This is a genomic window from Micrococcus sp. NPDC078436, from assembly GCF_040702705.1.
In the GTDB taxonomy this organism is placed as follows: domain Bacteria; phylum Actinomycetota; class Actinomycetes; order Actinomycetales; family Micrococcaceae; genus Micrococcus.
In genome coordinates, this window is sequence record NZ_JBFBLX010000001.1 from 1 (window position 1) to 18,737 (window position 18,737).

Genomic DNA, 18,737 nt, shown 5'->3' on the forward strand with positions numbered 1-18,737 from the left:
CGAGTGGTACAACAATCGAAGGCTCCACTCGTCCCTGGCTATGACCACCCCGGCCGAGTACGAGACTGCCTACTACGCCGCCCTCAACCGAGAGCTGGCACCCACATAGGAGCGGCACGAAACCCGGGACGCTTCAACATCCCTTCTACATGCCCCCGGCTCCCGCGAGAGCATCACGTCAGACTGGGTTCACGGCGGACCCGACAGGGGCTGACCCGCCCTCACCCCGTTCATGACGCCGGCGACCACGAGACCTCGGATTCAGGGGAAGGGTGTGGAACGGTGGGAGTGTCTTGAGGTGCAAGAGGACCCGTAGGTGTCCTCGATGGACCATCCACACACAGCAGGAGGAGTCATCATGACCATGCGCGCAGCCCGCTGGCACGGCGAGAAGGACATCCGCATCGAGGAGATCGACACGCCCACGGCCGGCCCCGGCCAGGTGCTGATCGACGTCGCCTGGTGCGGCATCTGCGGAACGGACCTGCACGAGTACCTCGAGGGCCCCATCTTCATCCCGCCGCACGGGCACCCCCACCCGATCTCCGGCGATTCCGCCCCTGTGACCCTCGGGCACGAGATGTCAGGCACCGTCGCCGCGCTCGGCGAGGGCGTCACGGACCTCGAGGTGGGGCAGTCGGTCGTTGTCGAGCCTTACATCATCCGCCCCGAGCATCGGGACGACGAGCACTACAACCTGGCCCCGGACATGAACTTCATCGGCCTCGGCGGCGAGGGTGGCGGGCTGGCCGAGAAGATCGCCGTCGACCGGCACTGGGTCCACCCGGTGGCGGACTCCGTGGCGCTGGACGAGGCGGCCCTCATCGAGCCGCTCTCCGTGGCCCACCACGCCTGGGTCCGCGCCGGGTCGCCGACCTCCGGCACCGCGATCATCGGCGGCGCCGGCCCCATCGGCGCCCTCACCGCGGCGGTGCTCAAGGGCAAGGGCCTGAGGGTGTACGTCTCCGAGCTCTCCGAGCTGCGCCGCCAGAAGGTCCTCGACGCGGGCGTGGCCGACGACGCGTTCGATCCGCGTGAGGTCGACGTGCCGGCCAAGCTCAAGGAGCTGACGGACGGCCGCGGTGCCGATGTCGGGTTCGAGTGCACCTCGGTGGATGTGGTCCTGGACATGCTGCTGGACGCGGTCCGCCCGGCCGGTGTGATCGTGAACGAGTCCATCTGGGGCCACGAGCCCAAGGTCGCCCTGCACAAGCTCGTCATGAAGGAGATCGACCTGCGCGGCACGATCGCCTACGCCCATGACCACGCGGACACCGTGAAGATGCTCGAGGACGGGGACCTGGACCTGAAGCCGTTCATCACGGGCAAGATCGCGCTCGACGACATCGTCGAGAAGGGCTTCGACACCCTCATCCACCACAACGAGACGGCGGTGAAGATCCTGGTCTCCCCCTCCGGCAAGGGCCTCTGAGCGCCTGTCTCGACCACCTCGCCGGCCCGCATCCGCCCGACGAGGGCGTGGAGCCACAGCGTTCCGGGACGTGGAGGCTCCGTACCGGGGCTCCGTGGCGGGACCTGCCCGAGAGGTTCGGGAAATGGCGCTCGATCCCCGCGAGGGCCGATCAGATCGCGTACCGCCGCGGTCGCCCCGGGCGGCCGATCGACGTCGGCGAGGACCAACGCCTGCGCTACCGGGGCAGCAATGCTGTGGAGCGGCGCTCCCACCGGATCAGGCAGGGGCGCGGGATCGCGATGTGCTCGGACGAGTATGCCCGGAGCCATCGCGACGGACTCGGCCCCGCTGCGCCGTGGCACTGGCGTGCCACCCTGCCTTCAGCAGCATGCCCGCGCGGTCGAGGATCGCCTGACCATGGGGCCCGTCTCCGAGAAGGAGATGACCCACGGGCCGGCCCGGGATGGGAGCATCGGAGTGGTCAGCACTCGCTGGGCGTCGGAGAGCGACGGGACGTCGGACATGCGCCGGCCGGAGGCACGGACTGGTGCACGCAGAGGGGACCGATCACCCGTGGTGTTCGGCACACCGCAGGGAGGGATGTGCGCCAGGCCCGCCCCGTGCTCCCAGGAGTTCCGCGATGACGGTGTCCGCGCCGCTCACCGGAGACCTGGCAGTACCGCGGACCGCCGACCTGGAGTGGTCTGCACGCCCGGTGCGCCGCGCAACCGGCACGAGCACGGAGGAGCTCCACGCATGCGCTCCACGCATACCCGCCCCGCCCTGACCGCCGCCCTTCTCGCGGGTGCCCTCGCCCTCGCCGGCTGTTCCGCCGAGGACCAGGAGAAGGTGACGGACGCCGCCTCCTCGGCGGGTGCCGCGGTGGGTTCGGCCGCTCCCTCGATCGGGGCGGCTGCGAGCTCCCTGGCCTCCTCCGCGGGCCCAGCCGTGGGATCCGCCGCCTCGGACGCGTCGTCAGCCGCCGCCAGCCGCATGGACGACATGCGCTCCAAGGACGCGAGCGGATCGGCCGCCGCCTCCGGCCACGCAGGCCACTCGATGGAGCACGCGATGGACGGCGGCCCCTCGCCGGCCGGCATCGAGGAGGCCGACGACCCGGCCTACCCCGTGGGCACCGAGGTCACGCTGACCGCCGACCACATGCCCGGCATGAAGGGCGCCGAGGCCACCGTCACCGGCGCGTTCGACACCACCGCCTACCAGGTCGACTACACCCCCACGGACGGCGGCGAGAAGGTCACGGACCACAAGTGGGTCGTGGAGGACGAGGTCCGGCCCGCACGGTGACGCCGTCGACCTGGTCCGCGATCCGCAGCCCCGCGGGGGAGCAGGTCCCGCGCCGGCGCCTGTCGGTCCAGTCCGAGGTCCCGACCCTCACGGCCCTACTCCTGCGCCCCGCGCTGGTGGCTGCCCCGCGGTCCGCAGGCCGCCCGCCGGGCCGCGGCCTCCGCGGCGTGCTCCTCCTCCACGGCGTGGAGCACCTCGGCGAGCCCCTCGTCCTGCCGGGCGCGCTCGTGCTCCTTCGCCTCGTCGCCCCGCAGGAAGTACGCGCCCAGGGAGCCGGCCAGGGTGGCGAACACCGCCACGGAGTAGACGGCGAGCGCCACCGACAGCACGCGTGCCCCCGGGTGGTCCGCCGCGATGCCCGAGCCCGTGATGGTGGCCATGGCCGTCTGGTACAGCGCGTCGGTGTAGTCCTCCACGGCCTCGAGGGCGTAGAGCAGCTGGCTCGCAGCCAGGATCACGACGGCGGTCACCGCCGCCAGCCACGCCAGGCGACTGGAGAGCAGGCGCCCGGCGGAACGGGAGCCGCGGATGCCGGCAGAGAGGATGCCGCCGACGCGCGCCACCCGTGAGAGCCGGGCGAGCCGGACCAGCCGCAGCGCCTGCAGCGCCCGGAAGAACCGCAGGAACGGGACCAGCATGAACACGACCTGCCACCAGTTCCGCTTCCAGAACTCCGTGCTGAACCGGGCGATGTAGGCGCGCAGCAGGAACTCGCCGAGGAACACCGCCCAGAACGCCCAGCCCAGCCAGGTGAGCACCGCAGCCCAGCGCGGCTCCGTGACGAGCAGCTGGCCCAGCACCACGAACAGGAAGAGCACGCCCAGCATGCCCATCGGCCGGTCCCACCGCGCGGCCAGCGCCTCGGCCGCCAGCACCCGCCGGGACTTCTCGGGCGGGATGGTCGTGACGTCGGCGCGGGACACGGGACTGCCTCTCGACGGGCGGACGGATGCCCCCACCCTAGCCACCGAGGGCCCGTCCACTAGGCTGGCCGGCATGGACACCGACCGTCTCGACGCCGCTCTCACCGCCGCGCTCGAGGAGGTCGAGCCGGACCACTCGGGGGAGACATCCGACTACCTGGACGACGTCGCCGGCCGGCAGCGGGACGGCCTGGCCGCCGCCGTCTGCACGGTGGACGGGCACCAGGCCTCGGCGGGGGAGGCCGAGCACGCGTTCGCCCTGCAGTCGGTCTCCAAGGCCCTCACCTACGCGGTGGTCCTCGAGGAGGTCGGCCTGGACGCGGTGCTCGAGCACGTCGGCGTCGAGCCCTCGGGGGAGGCGTTCAACCACCTCTCCCTCCACGACGACGGCCGCCCGTACAACCCCCTCATCAACGCGGGCGCGATCATGGCCCACGCCCTCGTCCCCGGGAAGGACGCCCAGACGCGTGCGGGGCTGCTCCTGGACCGCTACAGCGCGATGGCCGGGGCCCGCCTCGAGGTGTCCGAGGACGTCCGCGCGGCGGAGAGCGCGCGGGCCGACCGGAACCTGGGCCTCGCCCACCTGCTGGCCGACCCGGGCGTGCTGCCCATCGAGGCCCGAGAGGCCGTGGACGGCTACCTCACGCAGTGCTCGATCCTCGTCACCGCGCCGCAGCTGGCGGTCATGGGCGCCACGCTCGCCGCCGGTGGGGTCAACCCGCTCACGGGGGAGCGCGTGCTGCAGGAGTGGGTGGCCGAGCAGTCCCTCTCCGTCATGCTCACGTGCGGCATGTACGACGCCACCGGCCAGTGGGTGGCCGAGGTCGGCGTGCCGGCCAAGAGCGGCGTCTCGGGGGCCCTGCTGGGCGCGGTGCCCGGCGCCGTCGGGATCGCCACGTGGTCCCCCCGCCTCGACGAGCGCGGCAACTCGATGCGCGGCATCGGGATCTTCGAACGCCTCAGCGAGCGGTGGGACCTGCACGTGCTGCGCCACCGGGGCGCCCTGGCGGGGCTGCGCGGTGCGGACTGACCTGCGCCGGCCCCCCGATCCGGTGGCCCGCCCACCCTTGCCACCACCCCGCATCCGCGGCGTAGCGTCGAGGCCATGACCGAGACGAACCAGAAGGACAGCCCCGTGCAGGGCTCGCAGCTCGCCCACGACGATCCGAGCACCCGCCATCCGAAGGTCTCCCCGCCGGAGCAGCGCCAGGACGCGCCCGGCCTGGACATCATGACGGATCCGGTGCCGGACATCGGCCTGGAGTCCTACGTGGGCAAGGGCCGCCTCGAGGGACGCCGGGCCCTCATCACGGGCGGCGATTCGGGCATCGGCGCCGCCGTCGCCGTCGCGTTCGCCCGCGAGGGCGCCGACGTCGCCATCGCCTATCTGCCCGAGGAGCAGCCCGACGCGGACCGCGTCCTGAAGGCGATCGAGGAGGCGGGCCGGACCGCCGTCGCCCTGCCCGGCAGCCTGCTGGACGAGGACTACCGCAACGGGCTCGTGGACGAGGCCGTGCAGGGCCTCGGGGGTCTGGACATCCTGGTCAACAACGCCGGCCAGCAGCTGATCTCCGACAGCCTGGAGACGCTCACCGACCAGCAGGTGCTCGAGACGTTCCAGATCAACATCCTCTCGATGTTCACCCTCTCGCGTGCGGCGCTGAAGCACATGGGCCCGGGCAGCGCGATCGTGAACACCACCTCGGTGCAGGCCTACAACCCGAACCCGATGATCCTGGACTACGCCGCCACGAAGGCCGCGATCAACAACTTCACCAAGGGCCTCGCCCAGCAGGTCGCGGAGAAGGGCATCCGCGTGAACGCGGTGGCCCCGGGCCCGATCTGGACCGTCCTCCAGGTCTCCTACGGCCAGCCCATGGACAGGCTCGTGGAGTTCGGCCAGGACACCCCGACCGGCCGCGCCGGCCAGCCGGTGGAGATGGCCCCCGCCTACGTGTTCCTCGCCTCGGGCGAGTCCAGCTACGTCACGGGGGACACGCTGAACGCGAACGGCGGCACCCCCACCCCGTGACGTTCCCCGCCGTGAGCGGCCTCCGCGCGACGTCGTCAGCGCCACGGACGCGCGCGTCGTAGAGTCAGCCACCGAGACCAGCATCACGAACCCGAGGAGAGCACCATGACGACCGCCGTCCCCGCCGTCCCCTTCCACGACGGCCAGTCCATCCCCCAGCTCGGCTACGGCGTGTGGCGCGTCGAGGACGAGGTGGCCGTCGACGTCGTGAAGCAGGCCGTCCAGGCTGGCTACCGCCACATCGACACCGCCGCGATCTACGGCAACGAGGAGGGCGTGGGCCGCGCGATCGCGGCCGCCGGCGTCCCGCGCGAGGAGCTGTTCGTCACCACGAAGGTGTGGAACTCGGACCAGGGGTACGACGAGGCGCTCGCCGCGCTCGACGTGTCCCTGGAGAAGCTCGGCACGGACTACGTGGACCTCTGGCTGATCCACTGGGCCAAGCCGTCCCAGGGGAAGTACGTGGAGACCTGGAAGGCCCTCATCGAGGCGCAGCGCCAGGGCAGGGTCCGCTCGATCGGCGTCTCCAACTTCCCGCAGGCCCAGCTCGAGGAGATCATCGAGGCCACGGGTGTGACCCCGGTGATCCACCAGATCGAGCTGCACCCCTACTGGCAGCAGCGGGACCTGCGCGCATTCGGCGAGCGCAGCGGCATGCTCACCGAGGCGTGGTCCCCGCTGGGCCAGGGCGGGGACGTCCTGGAGGACCCGGTGATCACCGAGATCGCGGAGGCCCACGGCGCGACGCCGGCCCAGGTGGTCCTCGCATGGCACCTCGCGATCGGCAACGTGGTGATCCCCAAGTCGGTCACGCCCGAGCGCATCGCCTCCAACCTCGCCGCCGCGGACGTGCGGCTGAGCGAGGACGAGATCGCCCGCATCGACGGCCTCGACCGCGCCGACGGCCGCATCGGCCCGGACCCGGCGGACATCGACTTCTGACCCGTCGACTCAGCCGGTCGCGGCCTCCGTCGTCGCCTGCGCCCGCCGCCCGCCCCCGCTCTCGCGGAGGCGGGCGGTGATAACTTTGATCCGAACACCTCACGAGGCCGCCGCCTGGCTTCGGCCGCTCCTCCGCCGCACCACACGGAAGGCATGACCCCATGTCCCATCAGGCCCCTGCCGCCGACTCGCTGAGGGTCGACGCGCCGCGCCCGGCCACCTCGGCCGCCACCACCGACCCCGGGAGCACGACCCGCACCGCCGGCGCCCCGCGCCCCACCACGCCGGTCACCGCCCAGACGCGCGCCAGCTCCCTCTCCGACCTCCTGGCCGCCGTCGTGCGCCTCCTGCCCCTGCAGCTCAAGGACGAGCTCGCGCTCGCCAAGGGTCAGCTCAAGGGCACCGGCAAGAAGGCCGGCATCGGCGCCGCCCTGGCCCTTGTCGGCCTCTTCTTCCTCGCCCTCGTGCTCGTCGCCCTCGTGGTGGCGCTCATCGGCGCGTTCGCCGACCCGCAGTTCTGGTTCCCCGCCCTCATGGTGGCGCTCGCGTTCCTGGTGCTCGGCCTCCTCTTCGCCGGCATCGGTGCCATGCAGGTCAAGGGCGCCATGCCCCTCGTGCCCGCCGAGACCATCCGCAACCTCGAGTACGACCTTGGCTACCTCAAGGAGGGCAACGACTTCGACCCCGCCGAGTACGACCGCCTCAAGGCGGAGCGTGCCGAGGCCAAGCGCATCGAGAAGCAGCGCGAGGCCGAGCGGAAGAAGATCGAGCAGGAGGAGAACAAGAAGGCGGAGAAGCGCGGCGAGGCCGCCCCGCATCCCGAGCAGGGCTCCGCCTCCGAGGACGAGGTCCGCCGTCGCGCCGACCTGCGCCGCCGTCACCTGGGCGACATCCGCTCCGGCCTGGACGAGCGCGCCTCCGTGAAGGGCCAGATCGCCGCGTTCACCGCGCAGCGCAAGGGCCGTGGCGCCACCCCGGACACCGCGCACGCCCTGGACCAGACCGCCCCGTACACCGGTGCCGCGCGCGCCGGCGAGCAGGCCGCCGCCGCCGAGGACTACGTGAAGGACCGCTGGCAGCCGCTGGCCCTCCTGGGCGCCTCCTCCACCGCGTTCGCCGTCCTGGCCACCCGCCTCGGCACGAAGGGCAAGAAGCGCGACTGATCCTCCGGGGCCGCGGTCCCACGACGTCGACGCCCCGATCCGCGCGGATCGGGGCGTCGTCGTCGGTAGGGTGGTCCCGAACCCGCCCGACGTCCCTGGAGTGAGCGATGCGCCTGATCGATGCCGGCCTGCGGGAGGGGCATGCGTACACCGTGCGCGAGGACTGGCTGACGCCGCCGAACCTCATCACGCTCGCCCGCTTCGGGCTCGTGCCCGTGTTCGTGTGGCTCACGACGTCGGGGGAGTACTTGACGGCCTTCATCGTCCTGGCCGTCCTCTCCTGCACCGACTGGGTGGACGGCTACGTGGCCCGGCGGTTCGACATGATGTCCACCGTCGGCGCCTGGCTCGACCCGGCGGCGGACCGGCTCTCCCTCATGGTCGTCGCGGTCACGCTCGTCGGCACCGGGATCGCCCCGCTGTGGTTCGCGCTCGCCGTGATCGTCCCGGACCTGGTGCTCGCGGCCGTCTCCGCGTGGCTGTTCCGCGGCAGCCCGGAGCTCACCGTCACCGTCTTGGGCAAGGTCCGCACGGCGATCCTGCTCGCCGGCGCCCCCGCGCTGCTGCTCTCCCGCGTCCCGGAGGCCGACACGGCGGTCTGGACCGCCGTGTCGCTCGTGCTCGTGGCGGCCGGGAGCATCCTCCACGTGGCGGCCACGCTCGACTACCTGCGTCGCGCCGTGGCGAAGGCCGCCGCCCTGCGGGCCGCCGGCGTCGATCCCCGCGACCGCGCGGCGTGGGCCGGGTGAGCACCCCGTGTACCTGATCCCGGTCCTGTGCGCGCTGGTGGGCGCCCTCTTCCTCGCGCTCGGCAGCGAGCGCCAGGCCGCCGGCGTGCGCGGCACGCAGCCGCCCGCCGCGGCCATCCCCTCGGGCGGCACGGTGGCCGCCCCGCCCGCCCCGGCGACGACGACGCCCACCGCCGAGCGCGCCCGCGGCGCCCTGCACGGGGCCCTGGCCATGCTGCGCTCCCCGGTCTGGCTGCTCGGCGGCGTGCTCATGCTGGCCGGCATCGCCCTCAACGTGATCGCCCTGGCCAACGCCCCGCTGAGCGTCGTGCAGCCGATCGGCGCGATCGCGGTGGCCATCACCACGGTGCTGCACGCTCGCACGGAGCGCCTGCGGATCGGTCCGCGCACGTGGGCCGCCGTCGGGGCGTGCATGGCGGGCTCCGTGGGCTTCGTGCTCGTGACCATGCAGGCCACCAAGCCGACCGCCGTGCCCACGGACGCCCAGGAGCGCGAGACGGTGCTGATCGCGTGGGTCGTGGTGGCCGCGGGAGCCGTCGCCGCCGCGTGGCTGAGCCGGCGGGCGAGCGCGATCGTCCCGATCGTGGCGGCGGGTGTGCTCTACGGCTTCGTGGCCGTGTGCGTGCGCCTCACCGCGGTGCGGATCCTCGAGGGGAGGCTCCCGTCCTGGAGCACAGTGGCCGTGCTCGCCGCCGCGGCCCTGCTGGGCGTGTACTTCGTGCAGACCGCCTACCGCTACGGCCCCCCGGACCTCGTGGTGGCGGGGCTGACCGTGGTCGACCCCATGGTCGGCGTGCTCGTGGGCGTCACCGTGCTGGACGAGCTGCGCCCCCACCTGCCCCTGTGGGTGGCCTCCGCCCTGATGGCCGCCGCCGTTGTTGCTACCGTGGGCATCATCCAGCTCTCCCGCAGCCACCCGGACGTGGTGGCCCGCCGCGAGGCACGCTGAGCCGACGCCGATCCGCGGCACCACCTGAGTCCAGAGAGGGTCACCCGTGACCGACCGCGCCCCCCGGAAGTCCGAGGGCCGTCCGCTGACGGTGCTGATCGCCGCGGACACCTACCCCCCGGACGTCAACGGGGCCGCCGTGTTCTGCTTCCGCCTCGCCCGTGCGCTGCACGCCCGCGGCCATGACGTGCACGTGATCGCGGCGCGCAACGAGGCCGGCCCGGACGCCGTCGAGCACCGCCCTGAGGCCACCGTGCACCGGCTCTCCTCCGTGAAGGCGTTCACGCACGAGTACTACCGCTTCGTGATGCCGTGGCACGCGAAGTCGGGGATGCGCCGCGTCCTCCGCGAGGTCCAGCCGGACGTGGTCCACGCGCAGTGCCACTACTTCATCGGCGAGGCCGCGATCATCGAGGCCGAGCGGCGCCGCATCCGCACCGTCTCCACCAACCACTTCATCCCGGAGAACCTCGACCCCTTCCTGCCCTTCCCCCAGTGGTTCCGGGACATCGTCTCCCGGAACTCGTGGAGGGACATGGGCCGGCTCATGGGCAAGGGTGCCGCGGTCACCACCCCCACCGCGCTCGCCGCGAAGGCCATGGCGGAGAACGCCGGCCTCCAGCGGGTCCTGCCGATCTCCAACGGCATCGACGCCGCGGCCTATGAGCTCGCCCCCGGCGAGGTCGTGGAGAAGCCGGACCACCCCGTCATCCTCTTCGTGGGCCGCCTGGCCGTGGAGAAGAACGTGGAGGTGCTCATCCGGGCCGTCGCGCACCTGGCGCGCACCCGCCCCGAGCTCGACGCACACGCGGAGATCGTGGGCGACGGCGAGCAGCGCGACCGTCTCCGCGAGGTCATCGCCGCCGAGGGGGTGGAGGAGCGCGTGCACCTGCGCGGGCACGTGTCCGAGGAGGAGCTGCACCGGGCCTACCTGCGCGCGGACGTCTTCTGCCAGCCCGGCACCGCGGAGCTGCAGTCCCTGGTCTCCCTCGAGGCCATGAGCGCCTCCACCCCGGTGGTGCTCGCCGACGCGCTGGCCCTGCCCCACCTCGTGGACGACGGCGTCAACGGCTGGCTCTTCCCGCCCGGCGACCACGTCGCGCTCGCGGAGCGGATCGCCCGCGTGCTGGAGCTCCCGGCCGCCGAGCGCGCGACGATGGGGGAGGCCTCCCACGCCAAGGCGGTGCGGCACTCCGCCGAGAAGAGCGTGGACCTCTTCGAGCGGCTCTACCGCGGTGCCACGGTGGCGGAGGTCCGCGCGGCCCTCTGAGGCGACGCCGGCCCCGTCCTCGCTAGGATGGGCGGGTCCCGCGCCGGTGCGCGGGCCAGGGGCGTTAGCTCAGTCGGTCAGAGCAGAGGACTCATAATCCTTCGGTCGCGGGTTCAAGTCCCGCACGCCCTACAGGACCCTCACCCGGTGAGGGAGAGGAACGCGCCGATCGCGAAGCCCACCACGGTGACCAGGCCGGCGGTCTCACCGCCCTCCTCGCGGGCCTCGGGCACCATCGTGTCGATGAGCATCACGAGCAGGGCGCCGGCGGCGAAGCCCTGCACGCCCCCCGTGAAGGAGGCGGAGGCGACATCCGCGAGGAGGCCGCCCGCGCCGGTCGCCAGGGTGCACACCAGGAACACGACGGTCCACTGCAGCAGCACGGAGCGTTTGGACTTGCCGGCCTTCAGCGAGTCCGCCGAGGCGGCGATGGACTCGGGCAGGTTGGACATGAAGACCGCGACGAGCAGGGCCATCGAGACCCCCTCGCCCATGGCCAGGCCGATGCCGAGCACCACCTGCTCGGGGATGCCGTCCAGCAGCGCGCCCACGGTGAGGGACGCGCCCGAGGACGCGCCGCCCCCGGAGTGCTTCGCCCGCCGCTCCACGTAGCCGTTGCCGAGGAAGTAGGCCAGCGCCCCGACCACGAGGCCCACGCCCACCGGCATCGGGCCGGCCGCCTCGACTCCGGACTCGGCGAGCTCGAAGGACACGGAGGCGATGAGGGCTCCCGCGCCGAACGCGAGGATCAGGCCGATCGTTCCCCGGTGCCAGTCACGCAGGGTGGCGAGCACGGCGCCCAGCAGCAGCGACGACGCGGCCACCGCGCCCCAGAGAAGGGTGGTCATGGCCGCCAGCCTAGTCCTGGCGCCGTCCTGACCGCAGACGACGCCGGCCCCCGCCCCGGACCGTTCGGTCGCGTGGGGCGGGGGCCGGCGTCGGGCTTCCCGTGCCGCCGTTCAGGCGGCGGGGGTCAGGCTCAGTAGCGGCCCACCACAGAGAGCATGTTCGAGGACATGATGTTCATGTCCGTGATGACGAGGTCGGCGGTGGGGTTCAGCGCGTGGGCGATCTTGCCGTCGCCGATGTACATGGCCACGTGGTAGATGCGGCCGGTGGACTGGTTGGCCCAGAACACGAGGTCGCCGGGCTGGGCGTTGGCACGCGAGACCTTGGTGGGGGCGTTCACGTACTGGTCGTGGCTGGTGCGGGCCACAGTGATGCCGGACTGGGCCATGGCCTGCTTCACGAGGCCCGAGCAGTCGTAGCCGTAGGGGCCGTTGCCGCCCCAGGCGTAGTACGTGGAGGAGCTGCGGACCTTGGCGACCATGAAGTCGATCGCGGCCTGCTTGGAGGAGGACTGGCGCACCGGCTCCGGGGCCGGGGCGGGGGCCGGAGCGGTGGTGGAGGTGCGCTCGACGGCGGTGGAGGTCTTCAGGACCATGCCCGGGTGCAGCATGGTCGAGGTCGTCATGCCGTTCAGGGAGGTCAGTGCGGACATGCTCATGCCGACGCGCTGGGAGATGACCCACCAGCCGTCGCCGGCGCGCACGGTGTAGGTGCCGCCCGAGGTCGGGGCCGGGGCCGCGGTGGTGGTGCCGGTGAGGCGCAGCACGTCGCCCGGGTAGATGATCGAGGACCCGGAGAGGCCGTTGAGGCTCATCAGCTCCGAGAGGGCCACGCCGTTGGCGGCGGCGATGCGCCACAGGGTGTCGCCGGAGCGCACGGTGTAGGTGGACTCGGCGGCCTGCGCGGAGGGCGCCGCGGCGACGGTGCCGACGCCGGCGAGGGTGCCGGCGCTCAGGGCGAGGGCGAAGGAGGCCGCGGCGACGCGGTGATGACGGCGGATGGCGGGGGAGATCTCAGTCATGGCGCTACTTCCCATTCGTGACCAGCGTCCTTCGGGCAGGGCGCCACGTGGTGCCCGGGTGTAGCCGGACCGCTGGTGCGAGTGATGAACAGTGATGGAGAGACCGGGACGCAGGGTGCGAGGGGAAGCCCGGAGTGGATCGCAACCGATCCGTGATCAAAGATACCGGATCGTTATCGAAACGCAATATGAACGCCGGGGAACATCCAGGGGCAATCCACGAAATCCTGCGCTGACGAGGCCTTGCGCGCCTCGCGAGTGTGCCGCAGGACACGTTCTCCACGTCGTCGCTCCGGGCTCGTCTCGCCCGTCCACCGCCGGGGGCGCGGCAGCCCTCTCGCGGGCGCGGCGCACGGTGCCGAGGGCCGACGTCGACGCGCTCGTGGCCGGCCCCACGCTCACGGGGGTCTCGGCCTGCGGTGGGCCGGGCGCGCTAGCGTGGAGCGGTGACCGCCCCTCGCCCCCTGCGCCTCCTCCTGGACGCGCGCTACACGCGCACCGACTTCCACGACGGCATCTCCCGCTACGGCGCGAGCCTCATCGAGGCCGTCCACCGGATCACGACGACGTCGGGGGACGCCGACGGCGAAGGCGTCCGGACGGCCATGCTCATCGCCGACGAGCGCCAGCTGGCCCTGCTCCCCGCGGGCGTCCCGTGGCACCGGGTCTCCGGCCCCGTCTCCGTCCGGGAGCCGTTCGTGGCCCGGCAGGTCCGGGCGCTCGAGCCGGACGTGGTGTTCTCGCCCATGCAGACGATGGGCTCGTGGGGGCGGGCCTACGGCCTGATCCTCACGCTGCACGACCTCATCTACTACGAGCACCCCACCCCGCCGGGGCGCCTCCCCGAGCCGATCCGCTGGCTCTGGCGGGCCTACCACCTCAGCTACGCGCCGCAGCGGCTCCTGCTGGACCGGGGCGACGCCGTGGCAACGGTCTCGCAGACCACCGCGGAGCTGATCGCCCGCCACCGCCTCACCCGCCGGCCCGTGCACGTGATCGGCAACGCGCCGCCGGACGTCGCGACGCCGCGGGACCCGGACGCCGCCCCGGAGCGGCTCTTGGTCTACATGGGCTCCTTCATGGACTACAAGGACGTGGAGTCCCTGCTGGACGCCGCCCCCGCGCTGCCGGGCTACGAGCTGCACCTGCTGTCCCCGATCCCGCCGCAGCGACGGGCCGAGCTGGAGGCCCGGCTGGCCGGACGGCGCGCCGCCGTCGGGGAGTCCGGCGCCCGGGTCCTCTTCCACGGCGGTGCCTCCGAGGCGGAGTACGCGGACCTGCTGCGGCGGGCCACGGCCCTCGTCACGCTCTCCCGGGCCGAGGGGTTCGGCCTGCCCGTCGCCGAGGCCATGGCCCACGGCACCCCCGTGATCTGCTCGGACCTGCCGATCTTCCAGGAGGTCGCGGGGGCCGGCACGCTGGCGTACCGCGGCGTGCCGCTGGACGGCGATCGCGCCGCCGCCCTCGTGGCGCGGGTGCGCGAGCTCGAAGACCCGGCGGAGTTCGCGCGGGCCTCCCGCGCGAGCGCCGCCCAGGCGGCCCGGTTCAGCTGGGACCGCTCGGCGCGGGCCCTGCTGCGGCTGGCACGCCGGGTGGCCGAGGACCGTGCTGCGGCCACAGGACGGAGGGACCGCTCCAGCCGATGAGCCAGAGCGGATCCACGTAGCGGTCGAAGAGGGCCCCTCCCACGCGCCACCCGTCCTCGCGGCGCACGCCCCAGTGGACGCACGGCACGAGGCAGTGCGCGCCCAGCGGGTCGGCTGTCCCCACCACCTCTCCCGCGGAGACGCGCGCGCCCACCGGGACCAGGGCGGTGACGGGCTCGAACGAGCTCACGAGACCGTCGTCGTGGGCGATCGTGAGCACGGGACGGTCCACCACGCCGCCGGCGAACCGCACCGTTCCGTCCGCGGGGGAGCGGACGGCCCCTGAGCCCGTCGCCAGGTCCACGCCGCGGTGCCCGCGCCCCCACGGCTGGAGGGGCGCGGCGAAGGCCCGGCGGACGTCCTGCGGTCCCGCCCCGGCCACGGGCGCGCGCCACCCGGGCCGCGCCTCGCCCGCGGCGAGCAGCCCGTGCGGCGCGGCGGCGGGATCCGCGGAGGGATCGCCCGTGAGGGGCACGGAGACGGACGTGACGAGCAGGGTGGCCAGGAGGGTGGCGAGCACCGCGAGCACCGCGAGGGCCCGCGGGCCGCGGAGGGGGCGGGGGAGCGGAGGGGATGATCCGGCCATGCGGACAGCCTGCCCGGGGCGCGCCCCGCCCGGTTCGATCGGGCCCGGGATGGGGGACGGAGCGGGGCTCTCCGCGCGCTGTGCAGGAGCGGGCCGGCCGCGTCCGGCCGACCCCGGGTGCGGTAGGCTTGGCCCCAGCGGTGTCCTGCGCCGGCGTCTCGCCGTGCGCTCGGGCACCGACTACGCGCATCAGGGTGGGCCCGCTCCGGCGAGCCCAGCCCCCACGTTCGGTCCCCCGCCTCCGCCGCCACGGCGTCGTCGGGGGTGCACGCGGGGCCCGGCAGCCGCCGTCCTGATGCCAGGGGTCGCACGTGCCGTGCGGCCGACAACCGTCAAGAACCGACCGGCAGACCGCCCGCGCGCGAAGCGCGGGGTGCCACGGCTGCCACAGAAGGGAAACGTCATGCCCGTCGTGACCATGCGCCAGCTCCTCGACTCCGGTGTCCATTTCGGCCACCAGACCCGCCGCTGGAACCCCAAGATGAAGCGCTTCATCCTCACCGAGCGCAACGGCATCTACGTGATCGACCTGCAGCAGTCGCTGTCCTACATCGATCGCGCCTACGAGTTCGTCAAGGAGACGGTGGCCCACGGCGGCACCATCCTCTTCGTCGGCACCAAGAAGCAGGCCCAGGAGGCCATCGCCGACCAGGCCGGCCGCGTGGGCATGCCCTACGTGAACCACCGCTGGCTGGGCGGCATGCTCACCAACTACTCCACGGTCTCCAAGCGCGTGCAGCGCATGAAGGAGCTCGAGGAGATCGACTTCGAGGACGTCGCCGGCTCCGGCCACACCAAGAAGGAGCTCCTGCTCCTGAACCGCGAGCTGCAGAAGCTGCAGGCCAACCTCGGCGGCATCCGCAACATGGCGAAGACCCCCTCCGCCGTGTGGATCGTGGACACCAAGAAGGAGCACCTCGCCGTCGACGAGGCGCAGAAGCTCAACATCCCCGTGGTGGCGATCCTCGACACCAACTGCGATCCGGACGAGGTCACCTACCCGATCCCGGGCAACGACGACGCGATCCGCTCCGTCAACCTGCTCACCCGCGTGGTGGCCGACGCCGTGGCCGAGGGCCTGATGGCCCGCCAGGACGGCGGCAAGTCCGGTCAGTCCGCCGCCGAGCCGATGGCCGAGTGGGAGCGCGAGCTGCTCGAGCAGCACAACGCCGAGCAGGCCGCCCCGCAGGCCCAGGAGCAGGCCCCCGCGGCCGCCGCTCCGGCCGCCGGCGAGGCCGTGGCGCCGGGCGCCACCGAGGCGCCGGCCCTCGAGGTGCCCCAGGCCGAGGAGACCGTGGCCGAGACCGAGGCCCCGGCCCAGGCCGAGTGACCCCGTCCGGGTGAGGGGCGGCCCGGTGCCCATCGGCACCGGGCCGCCCACCCCGGATCCCATCCCCAGCACATCCCGCACCACCCCACCACGGGAAGGACCGAACGAGCATGGCGAACTACACCGCTGCTGACATCAAGGCCCTGCGCGAGCGCACCGGCGCCGGCATGATGGACGTCAAGAAGGCCCTCGACGAGGCCAACGGCGACGCCGAGAAGGCCACCGAGATCATCCGCGTGAAGGGCCTCAAGGGCGCCACCAAGCGCGAGGGCCGCTCCGCGGCCGAGGGCCTCGTGGCCGCCACCGTCGAGAACGGCGTGGGCGTCATGATCGAGCTCAACTGCGAGACCGACTTCGTGGCCAAGGCCGAGAAGTTCATCACCCTGGGCGACGTGGTGCTGCGCGCCGCCGTCGCCTCCGGCGCCACCGACGTCGAGGGCCTGCTGGCCTCCGACCACGAGGGCCGCACCCTGGGCGACTACGTCATCGAGGAGGGCGCCCTGCTGGGCGAGAAGGTCGTCGTGCGCCGTCTGGCCCGCGTCGAGGGCTCCTTCGTGGACGCCTACCTCCACAAGACCTCCAAGGACCTGCCGGCGCAGGTGGGCGTGCTGCTCGCCGTCGACGCCGACTCCGCGGAGGCCAAGACGGCCGCGCACGACATCGCGGTGCACACCGCCGCCTACTCGCCCACGTACCTCTCCCGCGAGGACGTCCCGGCCGAGACCGTGGAGAACGAGCGTCGCATCGCCGACGAGTCCGCGCGCGCCGAGGGCAAGCCGGAGCAGGCTCTCCCGAAGATCGTGGAGGGCCGCCTGACCGGCTTCTTCAAGGAGATCGTGCTCGTGGACCAGCCCTTCGCGAAGGACCCGAAGACCACCGTCGGCAAGGTGGCCTCCGAGGCCGGCACCGCCGTCGCCGGCTTCGCCCGCTTCCGCGTCGGCGCCTGATCCGCGCCGCCCGCGCCGGGCGGAGCACTCGAGACGAGCCGCGTCCCCACCTCATCGGTGGGGGCGCGGCTCGTCCCGTGTCCGACGCCGTCTCCGGGTGCCGGTCCGGGGGTGGGGCCCACGACGCCGGCCGGTAGACTCGCGCACGATGCCCGCCCCGCGCCTCCGCGCGGCCGGCGGCCCCTCGTCCCCCAGTCACGCCAGGAGATCCCCATGGAGTCCAACCGCGCCCCCGCAGCCCCCCGCACGGCCGAGACCGCGCAGCAGAACGCCGACGAGACGGGCCGGCGCCGCGTCCTGCTCAAGCTCTCGGGCGAGGTGTTCGGCGGCGGGAGCGTCGGCGTGGACCCCGTGACCGTCAGCGGGATCGCCGAGCAGATCGCCGCCGCGGCCGACCGGGTGGAGATCGCCATCGTCGTCGGCGGCGGCAACTTCTTCCGCGGCGCCGAGCTCTCCGAGAGCGGCATGGACCGCCGGCGTGCCGACTACATGGGCATGCTCGGCACCGTGATGAACTGCCTGGCCCTGCAGGACTTCCTCCTCCAGGCCGGCGTGTCCACGCGCGTGCAGTCCGCCATCCACATGGAGCAGGTGGCCGAGTCCTACATCCCGCTGCGCGCCATCCGCCACATGCAGAAGGGCCGCGTCGTGATCTTCGGCGCCGGCACCGGCCTGCCCTACTTCTCCACCGACACCGTGGCCGCACAGCGGGCGCTCGAGGTGGGCGCGGACGAGGTGCTGATGGCCAAGTCCGGCGTGGACGGCGTGTACACCGCGGACCCCAAGAAGGACCCCACGGCCCGGCGCCTGGAGCACCTGACGTACGACGAGGCGCTGCTGAACAACATCCGCGTGATGGACCTGACCGCCATGACCATGTGCAAGGACAACGACCTGAGCATGCGCGTGTTCGGCATGGAGGGCCCGGGCAACGTGACCCGCGCGCTGCTCGGCGAGCCGATCGGCACCACCGTCACCCCGTGAGCCCCGCCGCGTAGGATGGCACCAGACCCGAACCGCACCACCGAGGAGAGACCGTGATCCAGGAGACCCTGCAGTCCGCGCAAGAGCAGATGGACCGCACCATCGAGGCCACGCGCGAAGACTTCGCCGCCGTGCGCACCGGCCGCGCCAACCCCGGGCTGTACTCCAAGGTGATGGTGGACTACTACGGCTCCTACACCCCGCTGCAGCAGCTCGCGTCCTTCACCACCACGGACGCCCGCACGCTGCTCATCACGCCCTTCGACACCAGCGCCCTGCGCAACATCGAGAAGGCGCTGTCCGAGTCGGAGATCGGCGCCAACCCGTCCAACGACGGCAAGGTCATCCGCGTGGTCATGCCGGAGCTGACCGAGGAGCGCCGCAAGGAGTACGTGAAGCTCGTGAAGTCGAAGGCGGAGGAGCACAAGGTCTCCATCCGCAACGCCCGCCGCAAGGCCAAGGAGGCCATGGACAAGGCGGTCAAGGACGGCGAGATCGGCGAGGACGAGGGCACGCGCGGCGAGAAGGACCTGGACGCGCTGACCAAGAAGCACGTCGACCTCGTGGACGAGATGTCGAAGAAGAAGGAAGCCGAGCTGCTCGAGGTCTGATCCTCGCGCTCCG

General features: G+C 72.7%; 17 protein-coding genes, 1 tRNA gene and 1 pseudogene. 15 read left to right on the forward strand and 4 right to left on the reverse strand.

The features are described 5' to 3' along the window. Positions 1-364 precede the first annotated feature (364 nt). Positions 365-1,432: a 2,3-butanediol dehydrogenase gene (locus AB0302_RS00005; protein ID WP_298984919.1), complete on the forward strand. Its 1,068-nt coding sequence runs from the start codon at positions 365-367 to the stop codon at positions 1,430-1,432. Positions 1,433-2,170: 738 nt separating this feature from the next. Further along, a pseudogene (locus AB0302_RS00010) lies at positions 2,171-2,707 on the forward strand (YdhK family protein); the annotation flags it as partial. Positions 2,708-2,817: 110 nt separating this feature from the next. On the opposite strand, the gene AB0302_RS00015 reads toward AB0302_RS00010, so the two are convergent. Further along, complete coding sequence (locus tag AB0302_RS00015; RefSeq protein ID WP_366370152.1) at positions 2,818-3,645, reverse strand: hypothetical protein; 828 nt, start codon at positions 3,643-3,645, stop codon at positions 2,818-2,820. Between the two features lie 73 nt (positions 3,646-3,718). Between AB0302_RS00015 and glsA the strand changes: the two genes are divergently transcribed. The 8 genes from glsA to AB0302_RS00055 all read left to right on the forward strand — a co-directional run bounded on the left by glsA (position 3,719) and on the right by AB0302_RS00055 (position 10,882). Further along, positions 3,719-4,675 carry a glutaminase A gene (gene glsA, locus AB0302_RS00020; protein ID WP_366370153.1) on the forward strand — a complete coding sequence of 319 codons (957 nt, stop codon included), beginning with the start codon at positions 3,719-3,721 and terminating at the stop codon, positions 4,673-4,675. Positions 4,676-4,750: 75 nt separating this feature from the next. Further along, positions 4,751-5,677 (forward strand): SDR family oxidoreductase, encoded by a 927-nt coding sequence (locus tag AB0302_RS00025; protein ID WP_298714600.1) that lies wholly within the window; start codon positions 4,751-4,753, stop codon positions 5,675-5,677. A gap of 105 nt (positions 5,678-5,782) precedes the next feature. Next, positions 5,783-6,619, forward strand: a complete 837-nt coding sequence (locus AB0302_RS00030) for an aldo/keto reductase (protein WP_298984895.1) — start codon at positions 5,783-5,785, stop codon at positions 6,617-6,619. Positions 6,620-6,780: 161 nt separating this feature from the next. After that, on the forward strand, positions 6,781-7,782 hold the full coding sequence (locus AB0302_RS00035) for a phage holin family protein (RefSeq protein WP_366370154.1): 1,002 nt from the start codon (positions 6,781-6,783) through the stop codon (positions 7,780-7,782). 107 nt (positions 7,783-7,889) lie between these two features. Then, positions 7,890-8,531, forward strand: a complete 642-nt coding sequence (locus AB0302_RS00040) for a CDP-alcohol phosphatidyltransferase family protein (RefSeq protein WP_298984891.1) — start codon at positions 7,890-7,892, stop codon at positions 8,529-8,531. A gap of 7 nt (positions 8,532-8,538) precedes the next feature. Next, on the forward strand, positions 8,539-9,480 hold the full coding sequence (locus AB0302_RS00045) for a DMT family transporter (RefSeq protein ID WP_366370155.1): 942 nt from the start codon (positions 8,539-8,541) through the stop codon (positions 9,478-9,480). Positions 9,481-9,526: 46 nt separating this feature from the next. Further along, positions 9,527-10,750 carry a glycosyltransferase gene (locus AB0302_RS00050; RefSeq protein WP_366370157.1) on the forward strand — a complete coding sequence of 408 codons (1,224 nt, stop codon included), beginning with the start codon at positions 9,527-9,529 and terminating at the stop codon, positions 10,748-10,750. A 58-nt stretch (positions 10,751-10,808) separates the two neighbouring features. Continuing rightward, positions 10,809-10,882, forward strand: a tRNA-Ile gene (locus AB0302_RS00055). Positions 10,883-10,890: 8 nt separating this feature from the next. On the opposite strand, the gene AB0302_RS00060 is transcribed toward AB0302_RS00055, so the two are convergent. Then, positions 10,891-11,598 carry a hypothetical protein gene (locus AB0302_RS00060; protein WP_366370159.1) on the reverse strand — a complete coding sequence of 236 codons (708 nt, stop codon included), beginning with the start codon at positions 11,596-11,598 and terminating at the stop codon, positions 10,891-10,893. Positions 11,599-11,729: 131 nt separating this feature from the next. Next, positions 11,730-12,620 (reverse strand): LysM peptidoglycan-binding domain-containing protein, encoded by an 891-nt coding sequence (locus tag AB0302_RS00065; protein ID WP_366370160.1) that lies wholly within the window; start codon positions 12,618-12,620, stop codon positions 11,730-11,732. Positions 12,621-13,066: 446 nt separating this feature from the next. On the opposite strand from AB0302_RS00065, the gene AB0302_RS00070 reads away from it, so the two are divergent. Next, the gene (locus AB0302_RS00070; RefSeq protein WP_366370161.1) at positions 13,067-14,266 is read left to right on the forward strand and encodes a glycosyltransferase; all 1,200 of its coding nucleotides are present in this window, start codon (positions 13,067-13,069) and stop codon (positions 14,264-14,266) included. Here AB0302_RS00070 and AB0302_RS00075 read toward each other — a convergent pair. Next, positions 14,166-14,852 carry a peptidoglycan DD-metalloendopeptidase family protein gene (locus AB0302_RS00075; protein ID WP_366370162.1) on the reverse strand — a complete coding sequence of 229 codons (687 nt, stop codon included), beginning with the start codon at positions 14,850-14,852 and terminating at the stop codon, positions 14,166-14,168. The genes AB0302_RS00070 and AB0302_RS00075 overlap by 101 nt on opposite strands. A 403-nt stretch (positions 14,853-15,255) precedes the next feature. On the opposite strand from AB0302_RS00075, the gene rpsB reads away from it, so the two are divergent. The 4 genes from rpsB (at position 15,256) to frr (ending at position 18,724) form a co-directional block, all read left to right on the forward strand. Further along, entirely contained in the window at positions 15,256-16,182 is a 927-nt protein-coding gene (gene rpsB, locus AB0302_RS00080) for a 30S ribosomal protein S2 (protein ID WP_366370163.1), read from the forward strand. Positions 16,183-16,292: 110 nt separating this feature from the next. Beyond that, on the forward strand, positions 16,293-17,129 hold the full coding sequence (tsf, locus tag AB0302_RS00085; protein WP_366370164.1) for a translation elongation factor Ts: 837 nt from the start codon (positions 16,293-16,295) through the stop codon (positions 17,127-17,129). A 213-nt stretch (positions 17,130-17,342) separates the two neighbouring features. Continuing rightward, the gene (gene pyrH, locus AB0302_RS00090; RefSeq protein WP_248115289.1) at positions 17,343-18,113 is read left to right on the forward strand and encodes a UMP kinase; all 771 of its coding nucleotides are present in this window, start codon (positions 17,343-17,345) and stop codon (positions 18,111-18,113) included. A 53-nt stretch (positions 18,114-18,166) separates the two neighbouring features. Then, entirely contained in the window at positions 18,167-18,724 is a 558-nt protein-coding gene (gene frr / locus AB0302_RS00095) for a ribosome recycling factor (protein ID WP_248115288.1), read from the forward strand. Positions 18,725-18,737 lie beyond the last annotated feature (13 nt).

Coding starts and splice junctions, on each gene's coding strand:
- AB0302_RS00005 (WP_298984919.1), top strand. CDS start 365: ATGCGCGCAGCCCGCTGGCACGGCGAGAAGGACATCCGCATCGAGGAG.
- glsA (WP_366370153.1), top strand. CDS start 3,719: ATGGACACCGACCGTCTCGACGCCGCTCTCACCGCCGCGCTCGAGGAG.
- AB0302_RS00025 (WP_298714600.1), top strand. CDS start 4,751: ATGACCGAGACGAACCAGAAGGACAGCCCCGTGCAGGGCTCGCAGCTC.
- AB0302_RS00030 (WP_298984895.1), top strand. CDS start 5,783: ATGACGACCGCCGTCCCCGCCGTCCCCTTCCACGACGGCCAGTCCATC.
- AB0302_RS00035 (WP_366370154.1), top strand. CDS start 6,781: ATGTCCCATCAGGCCCCTGCCGCCGACTCGCTGAGGGTCGACGCGCCG.
- AB0302_RS00040 (WP_298984891.1), top strand. CDS start 7,890: ATGCGCCTGATCGATGCCGGCCTGCGGGAGGGGCATGCGTACACCGTG.
- AB0302_RS00060 (WP_366370159.1), bottom strand. CDS start 11,598: ATGACCACCCTTCTCTGGGGCGCGGTGGCCGCGTCGTCGCTGCTGCTG.
- AB0302_RS00065 (WP_366370160.1), bottom strand. CDS start 12,620: ATGACTGAGATCTCCCCCGCCATCCGCCGTCATCACCGCGTCGCCGCG.
- AB0302_RS00075 (WP_366370162.1), bottom strand. CDS start 14,852: ATGGCCGGATCATCCCCTCCGCTCCCCCGCCCCCTCCGCGGCCCGCGG.
- rpsB (WP_366370163.1), top strand. CDS start 15,256: ATGCCCGTCGTGACCATGCGCCAGCTCCTCGACTCCGGTGTCCATTTC.
- tsf (WP_366370164.1), top strand. CDS start 16,293: ATGGCGAACTACACCGCTGCTGACATCAAGGCCCTGCGCGAGCGCACC.
- pyrH (WP_248115289.1), top strand. CDS start 17,343: ATGGAGTCCAACCGCGCCCCCGCAGCCCCCCGCACGGCCGAGACCGCG.